The 23,213-nt window shown below is 47.7% G+C and carries 26 protein-coding genes; 10 read left to right on the top strand and 16 right to left on the bottom strand.

Going from position 1 to position 23,213, the window contains the following annotated elements; all coding sequences use genetic code 11:
• Nucleotide 1: 1 nt before the first annotated feature.
• The 8 genes from JL661_RS02035 to JL661_RS02000 form a co-directional block, all read right to left on the bottom strand.
• Nucleotides 2-784: a hypothetical protein gene (locus JL661_RS02035; RefSeq protein WP_062772188.1), complete on the bottom strand. Its 783-nt coding sequence runs from the start codon at nt 782-784 to the stop codon at nt 2-4.
• Between the two features lie 32 nt (nt 785-816).
• Nucleotides 817-1,197: a hypothetical protein gene (locus tag JL661_RS02030; RefSeq protein ID WP_004234815.1), complete on the bottom strand. Its 381-nt coding sequence runs from the start codon at nt 1,195-1,197 to the stop codon at nt 817-819.
• On the bottom strand, nt 1,178-2,470 hold the full coding sequence (gene sctN / locus JL661_RS02025; RefSeq protein ID WP_036418100.1) for a type III secretion system ATPase SctN: 1,293 nt from the start codon (nt 2,468-2,470) through the stop codon (nt 1,178-1,180). Before sctN ends, JL661_RS02030 begins: the two co-directional genes overlap by 20 nt.
• Before the next feature lie 2 nt (nt 2,471-2,472).
• Nucleotides 2,473-2,883, bottom strand: a complete 411-nt coding sequence (locus JL661_RS02020) for an InvB/SpaK family type III secretion system chaperone (protein WP_004241203.1) — start codon at nt 2,881-2,883, stop codon at nt 2,473-2,475.
• A 22-nt stretch (nt 2,884-2,905) separates the two neighbouring features.
• Complete coding sequence (locus JL661_RS02015) at nt 2,906-4,966, bottom strand: EscV/YscV/HrcV family type III secretion system export apparatus protein (RefSeq protein WP_049242825.1); 2,061 nt, start codon at nt 4,964-4,966, stop codon at nt 2,906-2,908.
• 22 nt (nt 4,967-4,988) lie between these two features.
• Nucleotides 4,989-6,041 carry a type III secretion system gatekeeper subunit SctW gene (gene sctW, locus JL661_RS02010; RefSeq protein WP_062772035.1) on the bottom strand — a complete coding sequence of 351 codons (1,053 nt, stop codon included), beginning with the start codon at nt 6,039-6,041 and terminating at the stop codon, nt 4,989-4,991.
• Nucleotide 6,042: 1 nt separating this feature from the next.
• Nucleotides 6,043-7,551: a type III secretion system outer membrane ring subunit SctC gene (gene sctC / locus JL661_RS02005; RefSeq protein WP_247718674.1), complete on the bottom strand. Its 1,509-nt coding sequence runs from the start codon at nt 7,549-7,551 to the stop codon at nt 6,043-6,045.
• A 102-nt stretch (nt 7,552-7,653) separates the two neighbouring features.
• Nucleotides 7,654-8,241 carry a helix-turn-helix domain-containing protein gene (locus tag JL661_RS02000; RefSeq protein ID WP_223302421.1) on the bottom strand — a complete coding sequence of 196 codons (588 nt, stop codon included), beginning with the start codon at nt 8,239-8,241 and terminating at the stop codon, nt 7,654-7,656.
• Between the two features lie 255 nt (nt 8,242-8,496).
• Here JL661_RS02000 and JL661_RS01995 point away from each other — a divergent pair, with 255 nt between their 5' ends.
• From JL661_RS01995 to JL661_RS01965, 7 genes are read left to right on the top strand one after another with little or no spacing between them, the layout of a single operon-like run.
• Entirely contained in the window at nt 8,497-9,528 is a 1,032-nt protein-coding gene (locus tag JL661_RS01995) for a hypothetical protein (protein WP_049246618.1), read from the top strand.
• A 15-nt stretch (nt 9,529-9,543) separates the two neighbouring features.
• Nucleotides 9,544-9,807 carry a hypothetical protein gene (locus tag JL661_RS01990; protein WP_004234804.1) on the top strand — a complete coding sequence of 88 codons (264 nt, stop codon included), beginning with the start codon at nt 9,544-9,546 and terminating at the stop codon, nt 9,805-9,807.
• Nucleotides 9,808-9,863: 56 nt separating this feature from the next.
• Nucleotides 9,864-10,172: a hypothetical protein gene (locus JL661_RS01985; protein WP_225310127.1), complete on the top strand. Its 309-nt coding sequence runs from the start codon at nt 9,864-9,866 to the stop codon at nt 10,170-10,172.
• Nucleotides 10,172-10,909, top strand: a complete 738-nt coding sequence (sctJ, locus tag JL661_RS01980; protein ID WP_004234802.1) for a type III secretion system inner membrane ring lipoprotein SctJ — start codon at nt 10,172-10,174, stop codon at nt 10,907-10,909. The genes JL661_RS01985 and sctJ overlap by 1 nt, the downstream gene beginning before the upstream one ends.
• Nucleotides 10,902-11,465 (top strand): hypothetical protein, encoded by a 564-nt coding sequence (locus tag JL661_RS01975; RefSeq protein WP_062772041.1) that lies wholly within the window; start codon nt 10,902-10,904, stop codon nt 11,463-11,465. Before sctJ ends, JL661_RS01975 begins: the two co-directional genes overlap by 8 nt.
• Complete coding sequence (locus tag JL661_RS01970) at nt 11,446-12,045, top strand: hypothetical protein (RefSeq protein WP_004234798.1); 600 nt, start codon at nt 11,446-11,448, stop codon at nt 12,043-12,045. Before JL661_RS01975 ends, JL661_RS01970 begins: the two co-directional genes overlap by 20 nt.
• Before the next feature lie 23 nt (nt 12,046-12,068).
• Nucleotides 12,069-12,482, top strand: coding sequence for a hypothetical protein (locus JL661_RS01965; RefSeq protein WP_062772044.1), 414 nt, complete (start codon nt 12,069-12,071; stop codon nt 12,480-12,482).
• A gap of 48 nt (nt 12,483-12,530) precedes the next feature.
• Here the strand turns inward: JL661_RS01965 and JL661_RS01960 are convergent, their stop codons facing one another.
• From JL661_RS01960 to potA, 5 genes are all read right to left on the bottom strand, one after another.
• The gene (locus JL661_RS01960; RefSeq protein WP_032099012.1) at nt 12,531-12,845 is read right to left on the bottom strand and encodes a helix-turn-helix domain-containing protein; all 315 of its coding nucleotides are present in this window, start codon (nt 12,843-12,845) and stop codon (nt 12,531-12,533) included.
• A 284-nt stretch (nt 12,846-13,129) separates the two neighbouring features.
• Nucleotides 13,130-14,173, bottom strand: a complete 1,044-nt coding sequence (potD, locus tag JL661_RS01955; RefSeq protein ID WP_004234795.1) for a spermidine/putrescine ABC transporter substrate-binding protein PotD — start codon at nt 14,171-14,173, stop codon at nt 13,130-13,132.
• A gap of 217 nt (nt 14,174-14,390) precedes the next feature.
• Nucleotides 14,391-15,173, bottom strand: a complete 783-nt coding sequence (gene potC, locus JL661_RS01950) for a spermidine/putrescine ABC transporter permease PotC (protein WP_004234794.1) — start codon at nt 15,171-15,173, stop codon at nt 14,391-14,393.
• Nucleotides 15,170-16,030 (bottom strand): spermidine/putrescine ABC transporter permease PotB, encoded by an 861-nt coding sequence (gene potB / locus JL661_RS01945; RefSeq protein ID WP_004241187.1) that lies wholly within the window; start codon nt 16,028-16,030, stop codon nt 15,170-15,172. Before potB ends, potC begins: the two co-directional genes overlap by 4 nt.
• On the bottom strand, nt 16,014-17,129 hold the full coding sequence (gene potA, locus JL661_RS01940) for a spermidine/putrescine ABC transporter ATP-binding protein PotA (RefSeq protein WP_004234784.1): 1,116 nt from the start codon (nt 17,127-17,129) through the stop codon (nt 16,014-16,016). The genes potB and potA overlap by 17 nt, the downstream gene beginning before the upstream one ends.
• Nucleotides 17,130-17,544: 415 nt before the next feature.
• Here potA and ahpC point away from each other — a divergent pair, with 415 nt between their 5' ends.
• Both ahpC and ahpF read left to right on the top strand, forming a co-directional pair.
• Complete coding sequence (gene ahpC, locus JL661_RS01935) at nt 17,545-18,108, top strand: alkyl hydroperoxide reductase subunit C (RefSeq protein WP_004234783.1); 564 nt, start codon at nt 17,545-17,547, stop codon at nt 18,106-18,108.
• Nucleotides 18,109-18,180: 72 nt separating this feature from the next.
• Entirely contained in the window at nt 18,181-19,755 is a 1,575-nt protein-coding gene (gene ahpF / locus JL661_RS01930; protein WP_024474354.1) for an alkyl hydroperoxide reductase subunit F, read from the top strand.
• Nucleotides 19,756-19,807: 52 nt separating this feature from the next.
• Here the strand turns inward: ahpF and yidZ are convergent, their stop codons facing one another.
• Both yidZ and JL661_RS01920 read right to left on the bottom strand, forming a co-directional pair.
• Nucleotides 19,808-20,773, bottom strand: coding sequence for an HTH-type transcriptional regulator YidZ (gene yidZ, locus JL661_RS01925; protein ID WP_032099010.1), 966 nt, complete (start codon nt 20,771-20,773; stop codon nt 19,808-19,810).
• On the bottom strand, nt 20,766-21,950 hold the full coding sequence (locus JL661_RS01920; RefSeq protein ID WP_062772047.1) for an MdtL family multidrug efflux MFS transporter: 1,185 nt from the start codon (nt 21,948-21,950) through the stop codon (nt 20,766-20,768). Before JL661_RS01920 ends, yidZ begins: the two co-directional genes overlap by 8 nt.
• Nucleotides 21,951-22,395: 445 nt before the next feature.
• Here JL661_RS01920 and JL661_RS01915 point away from each other — a divergent pair, with 445 nt between their 5' ends.
• Nucleotides 22,396-22,797: a hypothetical protein gene (locus JL661_RS01915; RefSeq protein ID WP_004234767.1), complete on the top strand. Its 402-nt coding sequence runs from the start codon at nt 22,396-22,398 to the stop codon at nt 22,795-22,797.
• A 49-nt stretch (nt 22,798-22,846) separates the two neighbouring features.
• Here the strand turns inward: JL661_RS01915 and JL661_RS01910 are convergent, their stop codons facing one another.
• Nucleotides 22,847-23,185 carry a tetratricopeptide repeat protein gene (locus JL661_RS01910; RefSeq protein WP_004234764.1) on the bottom strand — a complete coding sequence of 113 codons (339 nt, stop codon included), beginning with the start codon at nt 23,183-23,185 and terminating at the stop codon, nt 22,847-22,849.
• Between the last annotated feature and the right edge of the window lie 28 nt (nt 23,186-23,213).

Here is a 23,213-nt window from a genome sequence, read left to right as displayed (position 1 = left end):
CTTATATTATATCAATATTATCAATTCCGTTTATATTTACTGCTGATTTCAGTCGTCGCTTCAGGGATTCTGAATATGTTTCTAATTTAAACCCTCCCGGATTATCTCTGTAAATATGAACCGGTTCCGGTGGCTGATATTTCTGTCTGAAATGATAAGAGCAATAATAATCAGCTCTGCTGTACGCCGGAGATAACGCATTTTTCTCCGTATGGTAAACGAACAGGGGTATTTTTTCCTGAGTACCTCTTCCCTGTTCATAATGCCGCAATGGCTGATTTTTTACTTCCGTCTTTATCCCCGGAGGCGGATGGTTCAGAAAAAACGGTATTTCCGGTAACTCAGTTGTTGCACTGCCCGCCGGTATCTTTTCTTCTGCTGAGATATCAGCGCCTGAATAATCTTCCTCCTCTGCCGGAACGTTTTTTGGTTTATCCGCTGATGGCATGTTATGTGAGATATCACCGGAAGGTTCCGTGGCGACATTATCCCTGAATATACTGTTCTTTATTTTATTATTTTCCGGATATACCAGTATAACATCATGAACTTTCCGGTGATGATTGCTATGATTTTTTATCATCCCCCCGGGATATAATATATCGCCATGATAACATTTATCATCATACGGACAGAATAGTGAATAAATCACCGGGATAGCACTGTCATGTTTATTTTCTTTTTTATTTTTTGTCATTCCGGATAAAAAATCAGTCACCCGTTGATTAACATGACCTTCCGGAAAATCTTGCTCAGCTTCCGGGCAACAACGATTAATATTCATTACAGCGTCCTGCTTATATTTAAAAAATAAATTCATTGTTTATTATATTGTTCAAACTTAATAAGTTTCTTTCTCAGATTATTTATTGTTTTATTACTCTCAGCAATATCATCCGAGATTTGCGCCAGCTGAAGGGATGATTCATCCACTCTGGCACGGACATCCGGGATCTGTTTACGATAGATTGCCTGTTTGCGCCTGAGTTCATTCAGTGCGGTGTACGATAATAATCCGCGGCATTCAAACTCAAGGATCTGCTGTTCTAATCCTTTGATTAACAACAATAGCTTATCTTTATTTTCCTGTTCCTGCCGGTAGCGCTGGTGCAGCTGTGCCAGTGCCGCCCGGACACAGCGCTCTTTCAGACTGAAATGCGCGATCAGTTGCTGTAATTCATTGTGTGAGCTGTTCAAGTAATCTGCCTGTTTCATCCGCCGCAACGGATTCCGCCGGTGACTGACACAAAAAATGGCGCATCGGCAGAGTGAGCTCAACCGCTTTATCATTCTCCGCATTCAGCCCGGGTTTATATTCTCCTAGCTCCACCAGCAGTTTCAGCTCATTCTGTTTCGCCAGCAGTGTCCGGAAATGCCCGGCAGCCGCCAGATGCTGCGGTGAAACAATCTGTGACATGACACGGCTGATGCTGGCCGGGATATCAATCGCCGGATAGTGATTCTGCATCGCCAGTCGCCGGGAGAGATAAATATGTCCGTCGAGAATGGAACGGACTTCATCGCCAAAGCCGTCCGGCTCATTCTCGCTATCAAGTAAAACAGTATAGAAAGCCGTGATCACGCCGGTTTTCGTCGCCCCCGGGCGCTCCAGCAGTGCCGGTAACTGCTCAAATACCGATGCCGGATACCCCAGCCTGACAGGAACTTCCCCGGCACTCAGTGCCACATCCCTTAACGCCCGCCCGTAGCGTGTCAGTGAATCAACAAAGAGGATCACCTCTTTCCCCTCATCACGGTAATATTCCGCCAGTGAGGTTGCCACCAGCGCCGCATTACAGCGGTCAACCGCCGGTTTATCGGATGTCGAGCAGACCAGGATACATTTTGCCGCCTGCGGGCTGTTGCGCAGTTCATCAATCAGTTCGGTCACTTCCCGGCCGCGTTCGCCAATCAGGGCTATCACAAAAATATCGGCTTGCGCATGCTCAATCAGCATATTCATCAGCACGGTTTTACCGCAGCCGGCACCGGCAAAAATCCCCAGCCGCTGGCCTTTTCCGCAGGTCAGCAGAGCATCAATGGCTTTCACACCGGTCGGCAAAATCTCCGTGATACGCTGCCGGGAGAGCACATCCGGCGCCTCACCGCTGACGGGGCGGATGATACTCCGGTTATCCGGCTCTGTTATCTCACTCAGACGGGCCAGGGTATTACCGGACGGATCAATCACCGAGCCCGGAATTTGCGGTGTGAATGTCAGTGTTACTGCACTACCCGTCGGTGCGATAACCGTTGTCAGTGTCAGCCCGGCGGCCTGTCCGATCAGACTCAGCAGCGTGTTGTGTTCATTAAAGCCCACCACCTGAGCCCGGCCGAGCAGTACGCGACAGGTAACATCCTGCCATAACAGACAAATTTCCCCGATAAAGACATCCGGCAACGGCGCTTCCAGATAATACCCGCGGATATGCACCGGAAATGCCCGCTGACTGAGCAGTGCATTCAGCATCGTCAGCCTCTGAGGATCAGTGTGTGACACTGCTGACTGAGGCGGACAAACTGATCCAGCGCCTGCACAAAAGGTTCCGCGCCGCTGACAGCATTGTGACTGAAACATCCGACCAGCTCCGCACCGTTATCTGTCTGCCGCAGCGCCGGTGAGCCCGGATAAAACAGAGGGGCGGGTTCTTCTGTCAGAATATCCAGCAAACCGCCTTTTACCTCCGGCCGCAATGCCGGTAAATCAGTCTGCAACGGCATCCAGATAACCGGATATTCATCAACCACCGCAATATGAATGACCTGCTGTTCCCCCAGCGATAATGAGATTGTCGAATGATTATCCAAAGCCGCTGTCTCCGGCACCAAATCGCCGCGTCCGATAAGCTTCATTCCTTCTGTAACCAGTGTTGCAAGATCCATCTTCAGTTTCCTTGTTATGACATTAAACAGAATCAATCACCGACACCTGTGCCGACGGAACAATTTCAGAAAATGACAGCACGGCAATACCCGGATAGTGCATTTCAGTCAGTTTCCGGACAAAGCGGCGGACATCCATTGCCGTCAGGAAAACAATATCCCGCCGGTGCCGCAGCGGCGTCATCACCAATGACATCGCATCATAAAAATGATCCAGCTGCGCCGGTTCGAGATTGATAAAAGTACCTCCGGCAGACTGGCGGATCCCCTGACGGATCATCTCCTCCAGCGGGTTTGACAGCACCACCGCCCGCAGGACCTGATCACAGGCAAAATGCGCTGAGATGTAACGGGCCAGGTGGCTGCGGACGTGCTCAACCAGTACCAGCGGATCTTTTTCTTTCTGCCCCCACTGCACCAGTGCGCCGAGGATAATTTTGATATTACGGACAGAGATCTGCTCAGCGATAAGCCGCTGAAAGACATCCGCAATACGCTGAACAGATAAATAGCGGTAACACTCTTTCAGCAGCTCCGGATATTTATTCTCAATATTATCCAGCAATGTTTTGGTTTCCTGGATGCCAAGCAGCTCCTGAATATTTTGTGTCATTATCCGGCTGAATTCATTGAAAAATACCATAACACCGGGTTCTGTTCTCATGCCGGCTGCCCGGCATATCTCATCGTGTTTTTTATCCGTCCAGACGGTTTTCTCCCCGCCTTCCGGCTCAATCACGAACGGTTCAATATCCAGTGACTCAAAGGCATCATTTATTTCTGTCACTTTGTATTTATCCGGATAGCTGTAAATCACACCGGACTGAATCTCATTAATTAAGATCACCGATTTATTTTCCGGTATCTCACGGCTGTAATTGATAATGATGCCGGGTAAAAAGAAACCGAAACGGAAGGCAAATTCCTCCTGCAACCATGCCGTCATCTTCTGTTTTTCAAACATAGCCTGATAACAGGTGTGGAGGGTGATAATCAGCGGAATCGCTTCATTATTTTCCGCCGTCAGTCCGCGCGGTGCAAAATCCCCCGCAGACGACGCAGATACCGCCGGAGAACGGCTGTCAGAGCGGCTTTTTGCCGGATCAGATGCCTGCTTCTGCTTATTTTGTCTGAGGCGCATTCCGTAAAACAACAGCAGCCCGGCAGCCAGCAGACCGAAAACACCAGCCGGAAACCCCGGCAGCATTCCCATACACAGCGCCAGAACAGCGGTCACTATCAGGGTAAAATCATGGGAAAACAGCTCCCTGACAATATTGGCCCCTAAATTCTGATTTGTGCCGCTGACCCGGGTGACAATAAACCCGGCGCTGATGGCAATCAGCAACGCCGGGATCTGTGCCACCAGGCCATCCCCGATCGTCAGCAGTGTGTAAGTACTCAGCGCTTCACTGAACGGCATCGACATCTGCGCAACACCGATACCAATTCCGCCGGCAAAATTCACAAAAATGATGACAATTCCGGCGATTGCATCCCCTTTGATAAACTTCATCGCGCCGTCAAACGCACCGTACATCTGACTCTCCTGCTCCAGCTCTTTCCGGCGTTTGCGCACCTCTTCATTATCAATCAGGCCGGATTTCAGATCTGCATCAATACTCATCTGCTTGCCGGGCATACCGTCGAGAGAGAAACGTGCCGCCACTTCCGCCACACGCTCCGACCCTTTGGTGATGACAATAAACTGCACCACGGTGACAATGGCAAAAATCACAAATCCGACCACAATATTTTCGCCGATAACAAATTCACCGAATGACTGAATGATATTCCCGGCATCCGCATCCAGCAGGATCAGACGGCTGGTACTGATGGACAGCGCCAGCCGGAACAGTGTGGTGATCAGCAAAAGTGCCGGGAAAGAGGTAAACCCCAGAATCCGGGTGATATAGAAAGAGAGCAGTAACATCAGGATGGAAATAACGATGTTCAGCCCGATCAGAAAATCGACCAGCATTTTCGGCAGCGGAATGATCAGCATAGCGATCACCATCACCATAATCAGCAGTACCGCGATCTCCGGCCTGCTTTTGATCGCATTAATAAAAGTTGTCAGCATAGCAATCCATTGCCGGTGAAAGTTATAAGATATTAATAGTTTTGCTCATAAGGGCTTTCAGAAAAGAAACCACCTGCTCTTTGCCTGTTTCCGGCAGAAAAAGGACATCCGGTATCTCACCAAAAATCACAATCAGGCGCTGTAAAATAAGCGGTCTGTTTTTGTCATTTTCTGCCGCCGCCAGCAACGATTCTGTTTCTGACTGAAATGCATCCGGATCACCCAAGCCTGAAATCAGCAGTTGATTCAGCCGCTGCTCATCCGCCAGTACCGGTTCCGCGCAGTTCAGAGACGTAATTTTCTGATGAAACATATCATTCAGGGAAATCAGCTGATTCAGGGTATGCAGACGGGTTGTCAATTCCCCGAACTCACTGTGATGGCTGCAACTGGGCAGTGCTGCCGCCATATCACACACCAGCGAGTCACGGACATAACACAGCAGGCTTCTGACCCGGCTTTTCCGGTACTGCTCCAGCCACACTTTCCACAGATACAGTATGTCGAATTTCCAGCTGATATAACTGCGGTATACCATTCTCAGCTGCGCGCAATCCAGTAGTGTTACCGGTACATACTGGCGGATTTTCAGTGCGATATTGATCCCTGCGCGGGTTTCCTGTGCAAATTCTCCGTGGAGTAACTGCTCAATTTCTGCATCAATTTCGGCGGCTTCCTCCGCAGAAAACGGCAGTTTGCGCAACAGGGAACGCAGTGCCATGACATAATCACTGGGATCCGGAAATAAATTGCGCACATAATCGAGAAACTCACGAACTGAGCGCCCGGAAGCAGCAAACCACTTAACGACCCGGTCCAGTTTTGTTTCCGCACCCTCAGCACTGTTTTTCTGCTCTGATGCCGGTAACTGGCTGATGTGATCCTCTTTTCCGTACTGCCGCCGGTTAAATTGTGACAGTGCCATGGCCATATCATCCATCACATCCATCATCTGCTCGGCATGGTTTTCCGTCTGGTTTTCCGCCGGGCGCTGTTCTGCTGCAGCATTATTCTGCTGTTTCTGTGGTGCCACAAACGGACTGAACACCGGTGCGCCGGGTAAACCATTTATCATATCAATAGTCCTGCTTCAGTTTTTGAATCATCTTAATACCTTGTTTATTCTTATAATTAAACGGAATATGTCCGGTAATTTCTGTATCGCTGAAAAAATCCTGTTGCAGAATACGGGGCTGCAACAAAAAAAGCCGGACCATTTTTTCTGTCTTCACTGATTCAAACTGAAACAACCGCCCTGCCAGCGGGATATCACCCAGCAGCGGAATTTTATCGTTATGGCGATGGGTATTTTCCCGCGTGTAGCCGCCAATCAGCAGTGTATTTCCCTGTGCGACCCTGGCTATTGTGCTGATATTCGTGCGGTTAATCACCGGCAGGGCATCTTCACCGCCTGCTCCGTCAGCGTCCTTTTTCTGTGCGCCGTCTTCAAGCTCAATAATCATCTCCACGGATTTCCGCTGATTGGCGATCCGCGGTGTCACACTCACCTTTGTGCCGTAAGTGATGCTTTCCAGAGATGATGTTCTCTCGCCCTGTAACTTACTGTAAAATGTGGTGTTATTATCAAAAATCGCCGGGGTGTTATCCTGAGTCAGAATAATCGGACGGGACACCATATTGGCTTGTCCCTTTGCGGACAATGCTCTGATCTTGCTGAAAAAAGAAAAACCGGTGAACTGATTAAGCTCACTGAAATTAAAAGCCACTTTCATTTTTCCTGTACCGTAATCTGCCTGCCAGTTGATCCCCAGCTGGTCAGCTTCATTTTTTGATACATCAATAATCCACAGTGATAACTCGATTTGCGGTTTGGCAGTATCCAGTTGTCTGATCAGCTGATTGATTAAGTGCAGTGCATTACGGTTCCCTTTTAACAGCAGGCTGTTTTCCCCCTGCAGCGGCACAATCCGCACCCGCTCACCGCCCAGCCAGACAGTTTCAGCCGGCTGAATATCGTCCTGTCCAGCATCCTGCGGTACCAGTCCGGTTTTTGCCGCAGGTCCGGAATCCAGTAACTCCCGCAATGCGGACGCCACTCCCGGGAGTATCAGGCTTTTCCCCCGTGAGGTAATTTCCCGGTCCTGCACAAAACTATGTTCCAGCTTAACCAGCTGAATATGCTCATCTTCCGGCGTAATTCCCTGCTCCTGTACACTGTACTGTGCCTCCAGTGCGTCCGCCGCAGAACGGATCAGTGCCAGATAGCGCGGGGGAGCCGTTACATACAAAATCCGCTGTTGCCGGTCAGATGTCAGCGGGTATTGCGCATCAAACAGCCCGGTTTGTTTCAGAAAAGTCGTCAGTTCATTGCGGGTTACCGCATTCAGCGTCAGCATGGAAGATTCAACTTCATTGCTGCTGTAAATATAGAGTGTGCGGTTTTCCCGGTATGACACCAGCGCCATGGTTTTCAGCATCTGCGACAGCGCCGCCTGCGGGTCGGATAAATCAAAAGTGCCGGAGATCTTCTTCTTTTTCACCGCATCAGACGAAATAATTATGACATCCAGCTTTCCTGCCAGCGCATCAAAAAAAATGATCCAGCCGTGTTTCTTTCGCCACATACTGCGCCTGTTGCGGCGGTTTTTTTTCGTATAACAGTGTTTGTTCCGCCATGACCGGCAAAGAAAACAGGCAGAAAAAAAGGCAGAACACCCCCCCCGGTGCTATTTTTTAACCGCATGATTTAAATTCCTTATTTTCCGGGGAGACATGCCAAATAATATTTTGATTTCATTTGAGAAATGCGATGCCGAGCAGTAGCCGTTATCTGCCGCGATCCGGGTCAGTGAATGCTCTTTTACCAGGATATCCAGCACTGATGCCACGCCGCGCCAGTGACGTAACTGGTATTTACTCTGATTGCCGATATAGCGCTGGCACAGGCGTCTGAAGTGAGTACCGGATAACCCGTAACGCTGACTGATATCCCTGATATTACTGTTTTTACAATCCGCTGCGCTGATCAGGTGTTTCACCAGCCAGTAATGCTCAGAGTGGCGCAGTGTATTAAAAAATGTTTTTATTACACTATTTTCATTCAGTATTTCACAGACAATCCGGTATTCCGGATTATCTGCATCCCCCTGAACCGGAAAAATAATCTCATAATCAGGACAAACCTTGTTATCCGCAACTTCATTATTATCTGCCCGGGATAAATGATAATGGCAATCTATAAATGCCAGTAGTTTTATACATTTCGACAGCGGAAAGCAGTAGTCAGCCTGACTGTTTTCTCCGCATCCATTCACTTTGTATATATCATTATAAATATATATCTGACTTTCCTTTTTCATATAAATTAAACCATCCTTGTATCAGCATAGATAATAACCATCTGTAAAGCAGCAAACTGTTACTGAACGAACTAAAATTTAGTGATGAATTTAAGACATTACACTATCTTTTACTACCATTTTTTTATAAAACTAACTACCATTTGAATACCAAGAATACACTATAAATTTAAATTATTATACTTATGATTTAATGACCGGGATACACTGATGCAAAACCTTTATACCCTGATAACAATTTCCGATAAGGAACCAAAGGAAGAAATAACCATTCCCTCCGGAAGATACTGCATCAACAGTACAATTAACCATGACGACGACCTGATTAACCTGAATCTCACAGGTGCAGAACCACTGCCTGAAAAAACAGAAGCAGAGTTATATGAAAACAACTATCACGTCTCTTTTAAAACCTGTGATGGTGAATTAGTAATACAAGAAATCAATTATAACGCCCCCTTTATTTTTCAGGGGAAAGTCCTTTTCGCCATAAAAAAACAACAGGATAAATGGCGTAAAAACATCATGTTATATGAAAAAACGACAAAGCGCGCTGTCCCGCGCTATCTTCTGTCTGTAATACTTCTGTTATTTATCATACCGGTAACCGGATTTATGCTCTTTCAGTACGATAGCAATAAAAATGGGAATCCGGCTAATATAGATAGCAAAAATATTATAAGTCAGTACATTAAAGACAATAATTACATCATTAACGGAAATAATATTCTTATTTTATCCTCTGATGAAAAATTAATTAATATCATCAGAAATAAAATGCCTAGCTATAAAATTCATATAATAAATAAATCAAAATTAAAAATAAATGATGGTGATATCATTCTGACTCATGATCTTTATCATAAAAAAGAGATTACATATATACACCGCGATGATAAAAAAAAACCATTAATCATCCCGGATATATTCAGAAAAGACATTGCCATACAATATTTTTCATTTGATGATATAATCAAATTAATAAATAACAGATTCAGCAATCTGTTAATCAGATACTCTGTGAAAAAATCAGGTAACAACATTATCATTTATGGCGAAAAAAGGAGAGATAAGGAAACAGACAATATTATAAAGGATATCAACACCACGATATTCTCAGCACCGGGAAACACGCTGGTACAGTACAGGGAAATGCCATACCGTGATACACCGCCGGGAGTATATGGATCAGTAAATTATATTCACCTGTCTGATAGTCATACACAATTCACCTCTGACTAATAAATAAGGATATTTATGCCTGATATAGCAAATAAAAATGATGCAATAACATTTACCACCCTGCTAAAACAATTCAAATCACCGATTCATGAAGATAATGTGAAACTGAATACGCTGATGAATAATTTACAGTCTGGCAATAAAGACACGGCCAATGCCTACGATATGGCAATGCTGCAGGCCTGTTCCTCATCGCTGAATATAAAGTGCTCGGCACTTTCAGCAATGATCCGCCAGCATAAAGAAAACCTCTCAACACCAATCGGCAATATGCGCTGATTTATGACGTAAAAATGGCAGGTTACCCGCCTGCCATTAACCATAACAAGGATTGTATGATGTCATCATTTAACCGGATTTTACCTGTCACAACGATCACCGGGATCACTGAATTACTGGCCGATCTCAATGACCGTGAGCAGTCAGCTCATCAGAATTTGATATTACCGGGAACCGCAAAAAAAGACCTGCGCCGGAAAACACAAGCACTGAACACGGGAAAAACAGCCCCGGCCACCAGTGATGTCATGATGATGCTGGAAAACCAGGCCGTAATGGCCAAATGGCATACCGAGATCAGTTTTTATTCCCGTATGCTGCATCTGACCCTGAATGCTGCAGATACCGTAATTAAAGGTCAGTGATGCACAAGATAATATTTATATTAATAATAAGCGGAATAAGTCTGCTGCTCGGCGGCTGTAAAGAAGGTACGATTCTGTCGTCGCTGAATCAGCGTCAGTCGAATGAAGTGCTGGCTGCACTGCATAAACACCAGATTCAGGCAGTAAAAGTCCCGCAGGGAAAAGGGCTGTTTACCATTTCAGTACCGGAAGAGCAGAGCCGTCAGGCCATTCATATTTTGCAGGAATATCACCTGCCCAGTAATGAGCGGATTGAGATTGCCGGGATCTTTCCGTCAGATTCACTGATTGCCTCTCCGCAGTCAGAAAAAGCCCGCCTGATTTCGGCCATTGAACAACGGCTGGAGCAATCGCTGCTCTCATTTGATGCGGTTACCGGAGCCCGTGTTCACCTCAGTTATCCGCTGTCCGGCCCGGGAAACTCCCGGAAAAAACCGGAAACACCCCGCGCCTCTGTGCTGATCTACCATTCCGGTATTGAAGATGAAACACAATTCACCCGGGATATTCAGACATTTGTGATGAATGCCTTTAACGGGCTGACCGAAGAAACCGTTTCTGTCCTTCTGTATCCCGGGAAACCGGTTATTGATCTGCCGCCTCAGCCGGAAGCAGCCGGACTGTCCCCGCTTTTTCTGCTGTTTCCGGCAGGAATAATGCTGGCAGCGGCCGGTTATTTCTGCCGTGCACAATTACGGGCATTTCTGATGCGGCGGAAGGTAAAACAGCATGAATGACCGGTTTGATATACAGGGCGCGGTCACGCGGGTGATGTACCAGCCGGCGGATTATCTGCACAGCAGCCGCTTGTTCGGCGGATTACCGGCGGCGGCACAATCTGCGTCTTACCGCAGAATGCAGAATGCAGCCATTATGGATCACTACCGGCTGCCGCGTGAGAAAGACTTTGACCTGCTCTCCCCGCTGGTTATCCCGCTGATGCGCCACTGGCCGCAGCTTCCGGCTGCCAGCCGTTACCTGGATATTTTTATCCGCCGGGCTTACAGCCTGCCGGATGATACCGTGCCGGATTTATCACAACAGGCATTTTTATCTCTGATCTCCGTGCTGCCGATGCCGGCATGGCCGCAAGTACAGGCACTGCCGGATATCCCTGCAGCGTTGTCCGGCCAGATTGCCATGACACAGTTATTATCCGGTTTTTCTCCTGCGCTGGCAGCCCGCTTTCAGCTGATGACGGATGCATCCTTGTCACCGGCAGACATCCGGCTTCCGCATCTGCCCGATTCACTTTTACCTTTGGTATTACATTATGTGCCGTTCACTGCCTGATTCCCTGCTGTCACATATCAGACACGGTGTGCTGATTAAAGATCGCCATGTCTCTGCCCTCTGCCGCCTCAGTAACCTGACCCGGCAGGCAAACCAGCACGCTGCCCGCCTGATAAAACAGGCGGAAGATACTGCAGAACAACATCGCAAAACCGGATTTGATGCCGGTTTTCAGCAGGGGCTGGCACAGACGATGCCGGAACTGATGCGTGTGGTGAATGAGTATAAATCTGTCATTCACCAAAACCTCGCCGTTGCAGTTTCCGGTCTGGAAAAAGAGCTGACTGCATTTTTTGATGATACAAAAATACGTTTTCAGCTGATTCATCAGTTGCTTGAACAGTTTGCCGCGGAGAGTGAATGTGAATTAATCCTGCCGGCTGAGCTTAAAAAAGAAATGACTGAATATCCGGATTTCACTGTACCGGTTTCTTTTCATTTCAGTCGTAACATCATATTACGTACCGGAAAAAAATTACTTTATCTGACACCGGAAACGTTTGCCCGTGAAAAAATAACACAAATAAATGCCCGTGTTGTTCCGGATAGCCCGGCGGATATCTCCGGTGAATATTTATAATTATACAAAAAAGGACAATAAATATGAGAACAGAAATGACAGCCGGAAAGGCGGATATTAACCCTGACGAAAATAATGAAAAATCCAAACGATTGCATGACTGGCTTATAACTAATTATAATAAAAAGGAAGATATTTATCGGGGAATGGGGTTAGTAGGTATTGATGGCTACAATACCGGAAATAATATACAAGAAAAAATAAAGTTATTAATTGCTGTTGAAAATAAGTTAATTAAAAATCCGGAATATTCTGATACGGAAATGTGCAAATCAGTAAGCCAGGTTGGCGCCGAAGCTGTGAACTATTATGCCTTTTACCAACAATACCTTCTTAAGATGGTGAATCAAAAACAGCTGGGATTAGCACCGGATGTACTTTCCGCTGATTTTGACCAGAATAATAACAAAGATGACTGGCTTACTGCGTTTAGCTGATAATGCCTGTCGTATCAGAATTGATAACAACAGAAAAAATATCTTGATTTAAATAAATTGTTTGCCGTTCAGTAATACTGTTTCTGCTCTGAACTGATTTGAACGCATCTGAATATGCGGTTCATGCGGATGTTCTGATGCTTCAGCTTTACCACTGAGGAACCATTCGACCGGCGCATATAATAATTCAGATAATTCAATAAGATGATGCAGACTGATTTTACTGACACCGCGTTCGTAACGGTTAAATTGCTGCTGACTGATATTCAGTTTTTGCGCTAATTTAACCGTAACAATCCCGAGTTCTTTACGTCTTGATTGGATTCTGTGGCCTAAGACTGCATAAAAATCGGAAGTTTCCATAATGTCTGCCTATTTTCTCTATAAGTCGTAAATTCAATTAAGTAAAATTACTTAAAAGATATATTTTTTATATATTAAAATTTCAAATAAAAACAAAGTATTTCTCGCGAAATACTAAAAGTTATGAATAATTTCGTTTTAATTATGACGTAATATTTAAATTTAGTTTAATATCGATGTCATACTTCACAAAAATTTCATTACAATGAAATCATTTTGGTTATGTCACTTTATTGCAGGCATAAAAAAAGCACCCGAAGGTGCTTTTTTTATCGTCAGTAACATTAACGACCGGCTTTCAGCTTCTGATAATAGCTTTCATAAAGCACGCTGGCGTCACCCACATCATCCTGCCACTGCCCTTTGCGGATAGTTTCCTCATCCGGATAAAGTGATTTGTCATTCACAATCTCAGCCGGGAGCAGTTTTTTCGCCGCCAGGTTCGGGGTCGGATACCCGATAGTCTGTGCGACCTGTGCCGCAATTTCCGGACGCAGCAGGAAATCAATCAGCTTATGTGCGCCTTCCGGATTTTTGGCATTAGCCGGGATAGCCAGACTGTCCATCCAGAAGATACCGCCTTCCTCAGGCCAGACAACATCAATATTCAGGCCGGACTGACGCGCCACATAAGCGGAGCCGTTCCAGATCATCCCGACATTCACCTCCCCTTCCATAAACGGGTTGGCCGGGTTATCGGAGTTAAACGCTAAAATATTCGGACGCAGTTTTTGCAGCTCTTTATACGCCTGCTCAATTTCAGCCGGGTCGGTGGTATTTGCTGAATAACCCAGTTTGCTCAGGGCAATCTGGAACACTTCGCGGGCATCATCGGTCATCAGCAGGCTGTTTTTGTACTCCGGTTTCCACAGATCGGCCCAGGAGGTCACAGATGACGGATCTATCTCGTCACCGTTAATCCCGATAGCAGTTGCCCCCCAAATATACGGGATCGAGTAATCATTTTCAGGATCAAACGGTTTGTGCAGCAGATTCGGATCCAGATTATCAAAGTGACTCAGCTTTGATTTATCGATCTTCTGCAGCATCCCCTCGTGACGCATTTTGGCGACAAAATAGGTTGAAGGCACCACCAGGTCATAAGCCCCGTCTTTATAGGTCTTCAGTTTGGTGTACATGCTTTCGTTGGATTCATAGGTGGAGTAAATCACCTTGATTCCGGTCTCTTTGGTAAACTGCTCTAATAGCCCCGGCGGAACATATTCCGTCCAGTTATAGAAATAGAGTGTTTTACTGTCATCTGCTGATGCTGAACTCAAGCCCGCTGCCAGAATGCCGGCACCAAGCAGTAAGGACCACTTTTTCATTTCAGTGTTTCCCTCAACCCGGGTTAATCAGTGAATATCACAGGCGGTAACGCCCCCTTTGTTAATTACGCAGAGCAATTATAAAAGCGGAAAAGCGGGGGGTAAAGCAACGATTACGTCATAAAACGGTAACAGAATTGAAAATTCTGCGGCAATACGGGATTATTCACAAAATAAACCGGCGGATCCGCTGAAGACCGCGCCGGTAACAGAAAGGTTACTGCTGTTTGTGTGAGCGGTCACGCAGCACAAGCTGACTGATGATGACCATAAACAGCGAAAGTGCCATTAAAATCGTGGCCAGCGCATTCACTTCCGGTGAAACCCCGACTTTTACCATCGAATAGATTTTCAGCGGCAGAATTTCATAGCTCGGCCCGGTAACAAATGAGGAAACCACCACGTCATCCATCGACAGGGTAAAGCTCAGCAGCCAGCCCGCAATCACCGCCGGTAACGCCAGCGGTAAAATAATCTTGCGCAGAATGGTAAATTCCCCGGCGCCCAGATCCCGTGCCGCTTCCAGCATTTTCACGTCAAAATCTTTCAGCCGCGAATAGACCGTGACCACCACAAACGGCAGGCAGAAGGTAATGTGCGAGAACAACAATGACCAGAAACCGAGCGACACCCCGAGGATCATAAACAGTACCAACAGGGAGATTGCCATCACGATATCCGGTGACATCATCACCACAAACAGCATGCCGCCGACAAACGGTTTTCCTTTGAACCGGTAGCGGTACAGTGCCACCGCTGTCAGTGAACCGATAACCGTGGCAAATGTGGCAGACAGAATCGCCATCGTCAGTGAATGACCCGCCGCCTGCAACAGGCTGTCATTATTGACCAGTGTACTGTACCAGTCAGTCGTGAACCCCTGCCAGTTGATCCCGAAACGGGATGAGTTAAAGGAGTTCACAATCAGAATGACAATCGGGATGTATAAATAAGCATAGATGATGGTCATAAAACCACCGCGTAACAGGCGTCCTATCATTCCAGTTCACCCTTCTTATTTAACATTTTTGCCGCACGGTAATAGACATACAGCAGCAGCCCCATCGCTGCGGTCAGGAAAATACTGGTTGCCGCACCAAACGGCCAGTCACGGATGTTCAGGAACTGACTTTTTATCACGTTACCAATCAGCAGGTTTTTCGCCCCGCCCATCAGGTCCGCCACATAGAACAGCCCCATCGCCGGTAACAGTACCAGCAGACAACCGGCGATAATACCCGGCATGGTCAGCGGCAGAATAATGCGGAAGAAGGTCTGACATTTATTTGCCCCCAGATCCCGCGCCGCTTCCAGATAAGATTTGTCGAGCTTTTCAATACTGGAGTAAAGCGGCATCACCATAAACGGCAGCAGAATATAGATAAGCCCGAGCACCACCGCTTCAGAGGTATACATCAGCTTAAAGGGTTTATCGATAAGTCCGGTCCATAATAAAAACTCATTCATATAGCCGCGCGTGCTGAGGAATATTTTCAGCCCGTAAATGCGGATAAGCGAGTTTGTCCAGAACGGAACTATCAGCAAGAATAACATCAGTGGCCGGTACTTCTGCGGCATCCTTGCAATAAACGCCGCAAAAGGATAGCCGATCAGCAGGCAGCAGACCGTGGCAATCACCGCCATATTGAACGAGTGCAGCATTACCTGTGCGTACATCGGGTCAAACAAGCGGCGGTAATTGTCGAGGGTAAAGACCATATCGACCAGATTCGCGTCATTGCGTGTCAGGAAACTGGTGCCGATGATCATCAGATTGGGCAGGAAAACAAACAGCAGTAACCAGGCGACAATCCCCGTGATCACGATAGTCTGGAATGGTTTACGCGTCATTTTCATCGCCCAGCACCACCTCCCAGCTTTCGACCCACGTCACCGCAATCTTCTGATTCAGTGAGTGATCCACATCCGGATCATCCTCATTAAAGAACTCACTGACCATCACCCGTTTGCCGTTTTCCATCTCCACTTCGGAGTCCAGCGTCATTCCTTTATAGTTGCGCTCGCGGACATAGCCGATAAGCCCGGCAATCGGCTCATTATCATGGATCTCTTCAACGCGCAGATCCTCCGGACGCAGCAGCACATGCACCCGCTGCCCCGGTGTGACATCCAGGGTGGTGTAAATATCACACTCGTGCCCCTCGACATTTGCGCGGATCCGCTGTTCATCGATCCGGTGCAGAACATCCGCATCAAAGATATTTATCTCGCCGATAAACTGCGCCACAAACAGGTTTTTCGGCTCTTCGTAGATTTCACGCGGTGTGCCGTCCTGCTCGATCCTGCCGTCACGCATCACAATGATACGGTCAGACATGGTCAGCGCCTCTTCCTGGTCATGGGTGACAAACACAAACGTGATCCCCAGCTGACGCTGAAGGGCTTTCAGTTCACTCTGCATCTGTTTGCGCAGTTTGTAATCCAGCGCGGAGAGGGATTCATCCAGCAGCAGCACTTCCGGTTTATTCACCACCGCACGGGCAATGGCAACACGCTGCTGTTGTCCGCCGGAAAGGTGACCCGGTTTGCGCCCGGCGAAATCTTCCAGCTGCACCATTTTCAGGGCTTCTTCCACGCGCTGTGTGATTTCATTTTCCGGGGTTTTCTGCATGCGCAGCCCGAACGCGACGTTTTCAAAGACCGTCATGTGCGGAAACAGGGCATAACTCTGGAAAACAGTGTTGATATGGCGCTGTTCAGCGGGGATATGGGTAATATCCTGGTCGCCGAGCATAATAGTGCCTTCATCCGCATCCTCAAGCCCGGCGATTAACCGTAAAACCGTGGTTTTACCACACCCGGACGGACCCAGAATGGTGACGAACTCACCATGATTAATTGTGAGGTCGAAATGCTTAATTATGTTCTTGTCATCAAAGCTTTTGCTCAGCCCTTTCAGGGTGACAAGTGGTGTCAGAGAGGTTGTCTCAGTCATTTATGCTATTCACTCTATCCCGGAGGTCATGCAGATAGAACCGTAACTGAAAAAAGACTGTTAAAGCAGATTGGTCTACTTATGGCCAATGCCCAAAACCAGTTACGCCGTCAAAAAAAGAAGAGGGCATAATAAACACAGCGACCTTAAAATGAAAGCTGAAACGTCATCACGCCACTAATTTTTTGTTCATCTTTATTCATACATATCTTAACAATCATCCCCCTGATTGAATGCATTTTCAAACAGGAATGCGATCTTATTGTCCGTGCGCAATATCTGCCGTTTTGGCGCTGTAAACTATTAAAATAAACCCATCGTTAGATAAAACCTATCACATCGATAGCAGCAAGCCATTGGCTTCCCCGCGTAGCTTCCCGTATTGTTATTTTCAACGAAACAGGAGGAATCATCTATGTCTTTAATTAATACCCCAATCAAACCTTTCAAAAACATGGCATTCAAAAACGGTGAATTCATCGAAGTCACCGAAAAAGACACCGAAGGCAAATGGAGCATTTTCTTCTTTTATCCTGCTGACTTCACCTTTGTCTGCCCGACTGAGTTAGGCGACCTGGCTGACCATTACGACGAATTCCAGAAAATGGGCGTGGACATCTACTCTGTCTCCACTGACACCCATTTCACCCACAAAGCATGGCACAGCAGCTCAGAAACCATCGGCAAAATCAAATATGCCATGATCGGTGACCCGACCGGCGCACTGACCCGTAACTTCGAAAATATGCGTGAACTGGAAGGTCTGGCTGACCGCGGTACGTTCGTTGTTGACCCGCAGGGTATCATCCAGGCGATTGAAATCACCGCTGAAGGTATCGGCCGTGACGCATCTGACCTGCTGCGTAAAGTAAAAGCGGCTCAGTATGTTGCCAGCCATCCGGGTGAAGTCTGTCCTGCAAAATGGAAAGAAGGTGAAGCGACTCTGTCTCCGTCACTGGACCTGGTCGGTAAAATTTAAGACCCCCTCTCCGTCTTCTTTCTTATTTACTGTTATCGGGTGCATTGCACCCGATTTTTTAAGGGAATAATCATGCTCGATAACACAATGAAAGCGCAGCTTAAAGCGTATCTCGAAAAATTAACCCGTCCGGTTGAGCTGGTATCAACCCTTGACGACAGTGCTAAGTCCGGTGAAATCAGGACATTATTACAGGAAATCGCTGAGTTATCGCCGAAGATTACTGTTCGCGAAGATAACAGCGCGTCTGCACGCAAGCCTTCATTCCTGATTGTAAATCCGGGACAGACTCAGGGTATCCGTTTTGCCGGTTCCCCGCTGGGTCATGAATTCACCTCACTGGTGTTAGCACTGTTACAAGTCGGCGGTCATCCGTCGAAAGAAGCACAGGAATTACTGGATCAGGTGCGTAATCTGGAAGGTGAATTCCATTTTGAGACCTATTATTCACTTTCATGCCATAACTGCCCGGATGTGGTGCAGGCACTGAACCTGATGGCGGTGCTTAATCCGGATATCACACACACGGCCATTGACGGCGGTCTGTTTCAGAATGAGATCACCGAACGCAATATCATGGGCGTGCCGGCGGTTTTCCTGAATGGCAACGAGTTCGGTCAGGGCCGTATGACACTGGCGGAAATCGTCAATAAAGTGGACAGCAACGCCGGTAAACGCGCAGCCGATGCGCTGAATCAGCAGGCGCCGTATGAAGTGCTGATTGTCGGCAGCGGCCCTGCCGGGGCATCCGCTGCCGTGTATGCCGCCCGTAAAGGGATCCGTACCGGACTTATCGGTGAGCGTTTCGGCGGCCAGGTGCTGGATACCGTGGATATTGAAAACTATATCTCCGTGCCGAAAACCGAAGGCGCAAAACTGGCGGCGGCACTGAAAGTGCATGTGGAAGATTACACTGCAGATGTGATTGATAACCAGAGCATCACCGCACTGATCCCGGCCACAGAACAAGGCGGCCTGCATCAGTTACAGACTGCGTCCGGTGCGACACTGAAAGCGCGCAGCGTCATTATCAGTACCGGTGCCCGCTGGCGTAACATGGGCGTTCCGGGCGAGCAGGAATACCGCACCAAAGGGGTAACTTACTGCCCGCACTGTGACGGCCCGCTGTTCAAAGGGAAATCTGTGGCAGTGATCGGCGGCGGTAACTCCGGCGCGGAAGCGGCTATCGACCTGGCCGGTGTGGTGGAACACGTCACCCTGCTGGAATTTGCCCCGGAACTGAAAGCCGATGCGGTGTTACAGCAGAAATTACGCAGCCTGGCAAACGTGGATATCATTGTGAATGCACAAACCACCGAAGTGCTCGGCGACGGCAGCAAAGTGACCGGCTTACAGTACAAAGATCGCGTATCCGGTGAGCTTCACACACTGACACTGGCCGGGATTTTCGTTCAGATTGGCCTGCTGCCGAATACGCAGTGGTTGAAAGGAACACTGGATCTGAACCCGATGGGTGAGATTGTGGTCGATGCCCGTAACGAAACCAGCATTAAAGGGGTGTTCGGTGCCGGTGACTGTACCACCGTGCCGTACAAACAAATTATTATCGCGGCAGGCGAAGGGGCCAAAGCATCACTCAGTGCCTTTGATTACCTGATCCGCACCAGTACCAGAACCGCTGAATAGTCCGCTGTTCAGTTGTTGTACCCAAAGGCATCCGGGGGCGGATGCCTTTTTTTTATTCCCCGGTAAACGCCGTTACACTCTGCCGGATTTGTTCCCGCAGCCAGCGGGTTTTCTGATTATGCGCGTTGCGTTTATGCCAGAGCATCAGAAACGGAATATCCAGCTGCCGGTAAAACGACTCATCAAACGGCAGCGGGCGGCACTCCAGATCCAGCTGAAATTTCGTCACATAGTGGCGGCAGTAGCCCGGTGCACAGGTGATCAGTTCATGTCCCGGATGCGCGGCCATCTGCAATGATTGTTCAAAAGAAGAATAAGAGAGCCGGATCTGACGCGAATAACCGAGATCATGCAGCAAATCATCCAGCGCCCACGGGATCCGGTTAGCATATTCCGTACTGATATGCGGGTATTTGATCAGATTACTGATTGTCCACGCCTCACTGAGCAGCGGATGTCCGCGCCGGATAAACGCCAGCGGCCTGTCTGTGAACAGCAGATCAAAATTGACAATATCCGGGATCGCGCTGATGCTCTCCCGCGACTTCGGGTAGCTTTCACGCCCGAGCAGCCCGATATCCGCCTCTCCCGCAATCACCTCACTGAGTGAGTTATAATCCCAGTCACGGATACTGACCGCCGACTCCGGATAGTGATTCAGGATCGTGACCGCCAGATCATGCAGCATGATCAGGTTCAGCGGTTCTTCCATCAGCAGACGGAACTGAACCCCTTTCGGGTTATCGCTGTCGCGGATCTCCGCCACTGATTTGGCAGTATGCAGAAATTCCGGCAGCACGCCTTCGAGACGCAGCATCAGCGGTGTCGGTATTAACCCCTGCGGACTGCGGATAAACAGCGGATCATCAAACCAGGTACGCAGTTTGGTCAGCGCTTTACTGACCGCCGAAGGGGTCACTGCCAGCCGGGCCGCAACCAGGCTCACGCTCCGCTCTTCCAGCAGATACTGGAGGATGATAAGCAGATTTAAATCGAGGCGGTGCAGTGATTTATTCATAAAGCGCCCGGCGGTTTCCGCTGCTGACAGGATATCGTCTCAGTAATATCGCACCCGCCAACGCGGTTGTCAGCAGAATAATCAGCAGCATTGCCACCGCGCCGGTTTCCGCGGCGGCCATCAGCCGGATATAGAGTGAGGCAAAACTCAGTTGGGCAATGGCCAGCACAGAACTGGCCACACCGGCACGTTTTGCAAACGGCGACAGCGCCTGACTCATGATAATCCCGAACATCAGTGAAAAGCCGGCACCGCACAAGCCAAACACAATAATCAGTATCAGCGTGTATTCCGCACCGGACAAAAATATTCCCAGCAGCGCGGCATTGAGCAGGAACAAGCCCAGCGCGGTATATAAAATGGCATCACTGCTGAAGGCAGCGATAATTTTCGGCATGGAAAAAGAGACACTCATGCTGACCATGGCAAGCAACGCCATCGCCGCTGAAAACTGACCGGATGTAAATTGCATTTGTCCCATCAGAATAATCGGCGATACATTCACATAAGTCAGGATCACGCCCATTCCCAGGCAGGAAATCACCAGTCGTGTCAGGAAAAAAGCATTCAGAAAACCTTCCGGCTGTTCGTCTCCGGCTGCTGCCGCTGTTTCCGCCGTGTGTTTATCCGGCCGGGTCTCTTTAATAAAGAACAGACAGAAAATAATGCTCACCAATGCATAGCCCGCAGAAAAGTAAAACATCACAGACCAGTGAAAATACAGCAGGATAAGAAAACCAATTACCGGCGCCAGCACCGGCGCAATACAGGTAATTCCGTTCATCATAGAGAGGACTTTTGTCCGTGCCGGGCCGGGAAGGACATCACGCAGCAGGGCAAACGTCACCACATAGCAGAACCCGGCACCGGCGCCCTGGGCAAAACGGGCGCCGAGGAAAAACCCGGTGGTGACAGCGGACCCGGCAGCTACCGAAGCCAGACAAAAAATAACGGCACCAGCCAGTGCCACAGGTCTGCGCCCGATATGGTCAGCACACCATCCGGCAATCAGCATCATGGCCGCCATTCCGGCAAGATATATGGAGAATGCTGTATGCAGCGAGCTTTCCGGGGCATTCAGATCCACGGCAATCTGCGGAATACCGGTCAGATGCAAATCCACCCCTAGCGGGTACATCAGCACAATCCAGAAGCTGAAAATCACATATTTAAGCATCACACTATCCCCGTCAGAAAGTCATCTGCGGGATTGTAACTATCTGTTTTTCCTTACCCTACTGATGATTGGTAAAAGGACGTTTTCCGTTTTGGAAAAGACTGTTTCCTGTCACGACATAACAGAGCACAGCGGGAACATATTTTTATTTACTCTGCAGGGAAATACCGGTTATATATATACTATGATGCTTATTATCACTCTTATAACGTGTATGTAATCATATCCTCTGCACCAGGAATTGCTTATATTGCGTTACGACAAATTTAATAATAAAAAACATAACCATTGGTATATTTATTGCCAAATACCCAATAAAAACACGATAATATTATGTTTATTTCGTCACACTCTATTCATATACAAACACCGCAGACATACTTTAATGTATAGCCCTCTCTGTTTTTAAAATCAGATACAATATATACCCGCCAGAGGAGTTATCATGCGTTTTAAAACATTAATTCTGATTTCGGGATTACTGACCACATTGTCCGGCTGTACCACCCCATCACGGCAAATGGCCTCTCAGCCCGCGCAACCTGCGGCCGTGCCGGTAAAACTGCTCCCTGCTCCGGCACAGAATTCCACCAGCGACAGCTGTATTGATGATATGTATCTGCTGCGTAAAACGAATGCCAATGATTACCGTGTATTATCCGGAAAATACAGTGAAGTGATGAATGAGTTTAATTTCCTGCGGGAAAATGAAAGCATCATGGACAATGATATTAAAATTTATATGAAAAACAGCCTGACGATAAAACTCGGGAAGGTATGCAGTGATATCAAACTGAGCGCATTCCGCTCAATCAAGAAAAAATCCAGTCTGAATGCCGGTTCATAAATAAAAAAGGCTTGCAGTTAATACAAGCCTTTTTAGTCTCTGTTTATTATCAGTCAGGGTTCTGTTCAATAATATCCAGGCAATACTCAGAAAACAGATTAAGAAATGCAAAATAGTTTTTTTCATTATAATACTGAAGCGCCAAAAAACGTTTTGCATCTGAATCGCCTTTTCCGGCCGCAATAAGCAAATAATACTTTCCCTTTTCAATATCTTTGTTCACACCGTAACGTCCGGTGAGATACAACGTTCCCAGTAAAAACTGAGCATTTGTCTCTCCCTGCCCTGCTTTTATACTCAGCAGCTCAACATTTTGCGGCGGCGTCCCCGCAGAACAAAGTAACGGGATAAAAAGCAGCGCTATCAAAATCCGGGAATATATTTTCATTTTTCCTTTATCCGTTAACAGTGTGCCG

The sequence above is a fragment of the Morganella morganii genome (genome assembly GCF_019243775.1).
Taxonomy (GTDB): Bacteria; Pseudomonadota; Gammaproteobacteria; order Enterobacterales; family Enterobacteriaceae; genus Morganella; species Morganella morganii.
This window is presented reverse-complemented; position numbering and strand designations above follow the sequence as displayed.